This window comes from Nonomuraea sp. NPDC050691, from assembly GCF_040654455.1.
In the GTDB taxonomy this organism is placed as follows: Bacteria; Actinomycetota; Actinomycetes; order Streptosporangiales; family Streptosporangiaceae; genus Nonomuraea.
Genome location: NZ_JBFAIA010000359.1, coordinates 1 through 1,997, shown reverse-complemented (window position 1 = coordinate 1,997; position 1,997 = coordinate 1). Strand labels below are relative to the sequence as shown.

2 protein-coding genes are annotated in these 1,997 nt (G+C 72.0%); both read right to left on the bottom strand.

Translation table 11 applies throughout. The features are described from left to right. Positions 1-41: 41 nt before the first annotated feature. The gene (locus AB0H81_RS44715; protein WP_358388600.1) at positions 42-662 is read right to left on the bottom strand and encodes a sigma factor; all 621 of its coding nucleotides are present in this window, start codon (positions 660-662) and stop codon (positions 42-44) included. A gap of 102 nt (positions 663-764) precedes the next feature. Beyond that, a complete protein-coding gene (locus tag AB0H81_RS44710) occupies positions 765-1,835 on the bottom strand; it encodes an acetyl-CoA acetyltransferase (protein ID WP_358388597.1) in 1,071 nt (356 codons plus the stop codon). Between the last annotated feature and the right edge of the window lie 162 nt (positions 1,836-1,997).

Below are 1,997 nucleotides of genomic sequence, written 5' to 3'. Positions count from 1 at the left end.
GGGGTACGCGCATGTCCGTGGCGCCGACGTCACCGTCCGCATCAGCACCACCGGGATCCGGCCTGCCGGGGTCCGCGCGCCCCCGCGCCGGACGCCCGGCCCGCCGGCTCGTCGTCGCGAGGCGGGTCAGACAGTTCGTCGAATCCCGTCGAGCATGGAGCCCCCGGATCTCCGTGCAAGGAAAACACGGCGCGAAACCGCGCGGTTCGGTAGTGTGTTCGTCGTCCGGCGGCGAGAACCAAACCGCCGGGCCTACCGCCGGGCTGGCGGGATGTGATGCCTGTGGAGGCCGTGTAAGACCCTGGCTTGGGTTCGTCCCGAGGGCGACCGCTTGCGAAGCAGGAAGACTCGACCCGCGAGGGTTGGATCCCTCGGCTACGGCCGTGGGAGGAGGTCAAACGGACTCCACTGCGAAAATGTGGGCGGTGAAACCGGCGGCGTCGAGTGTGACCAGACGCCACCGGGCCATCGCCGTACAGCCACAACCGGGCCTCGTCGCCGGGTGGCAGCGCGTCGACGCGGCGCCAGGCTATGGCGAACGTCTCGGACACCACGTCGGCCGCGTCCTCCGGTGAGTCGCAGCGGCGCACCGCGTATCCGAGGATCTGCTCGTACGTCTGTTCATAAACGGCCTCGAACCGGGTCCTCCGGTCGTCATCCACGGGCGGTCCCCATGGTCGGCCTCCTCTGTCAGGGGATGCTGGAACATCCCCTTCATGTCGAAAGATCCCAGAGCATTTCAGGATTTTTCAGGAGGTGAGGTTTCAGGAGGTGAGGATGGCGGCGCTGCCGTAGCTGCCGCCGAAGCCCGTGACCAGCGCCGCCTCGCGCCCCGCGCGCAGTTCCCGTACGGCCTGCGCCACGTTGTTGAGGCCGTGCACGTACCCCTCCGACAGCAGTCCGCCGTGCGGGTTGACCCACGCGTGGCGGCGCTCCAGCAGGTACGCGCCGAGGTCGCCCCGCTCCACCAGGCCGAAGTCCTCCAGCTGCCGGGGCACCAGCCACGAGTACGCGTCGTAGGGCAGCGCCGCGTCCACGTCCGAGGGCCGCATGCCGGACGCCTCCCACAGCAGGGGCGCCACGTACGCCGAGAAGATCTCCGTGACGTCGGGTGCCCGGTCCATCGCCGAGCAGCCGGGGCCTCCCGCGCGCACCACCGCCCGCACGCGGGGACCGCCGAGCACGCCGCTGACCAGCAGCGCGCACGCGCCGTCGGTCTCCTGGCAGCAGTCGGCGGCGCGCAGCGGCGTGCAGACGTACGGCCGGGACAGGTAGTCGGCGAGTTCCGCCGGCCCCCGGCGCAGCGCCCGGGGGTTGGCCTTGGCGTTGGCGCGGGACTGGGCGACGACCGCGTGCAGGTGCTCCTCGGTGAGGCCGGTGTCGTGCAGGTATCGGGTGGCGGCCAGGGCGAACAGCGGGATCGGCCCGGCCATGCCGTACGTGAACCGCTCCTGGGGTCCGGTGGAGACGGTGTTCATGCGCCGGCCGGAGCGCCCGTTGAGCGCCCGGTAGACGAGGACGTTGCGGGCCAGCCCCGCGTGGATGAGCATCGCGGCGTCGCCGAGGATGGAGGCGGCCTGCGTGCCGCCGCCGGCGATGTCGTTGTGCCAGCCGAGGCGCTCGATCCCGAGGGCGCGGGCCACCTGGACGACGGGCACCGAGTCGTTCATGTGGTAGCTGAGGACGGCGTCCACCTCGGCGGGGACGAGGCCCGCGTCGGCGCAGGCGGCGCGGCACGCCTCGACAGCCTGGTCCAGCACGGTGCGGCCGGACTCGCGGGTCAGGGCGGTCATCCCCACTCCGGCCACGGCCGCGCGCCCGGCGAACGGCTGCATGGACGTCCTCCCCTGGCCAGGCGCGGGCTCGCGGGATCCGGTCGTGGTCGTCCGCCGGGACGGGGCGTCTTCGTGGACGTCATGACCGGCGTCCCGTCCGTCGTCACCGGCCTGTTCGTCCTCGCGTTCTGGATCCTGTTCCTGGGCATGCCGTTCTCCGGG

Coding starts and splice junctions, on each gene's coding strand:
- AB0H81_RS44710 (WP_358388597.1), bottom strand. CDS start 1,835: ATGCAGCCGTTCGCCGGGCGCGCGGCCGTGGCCGGAGTGGGGATGACC.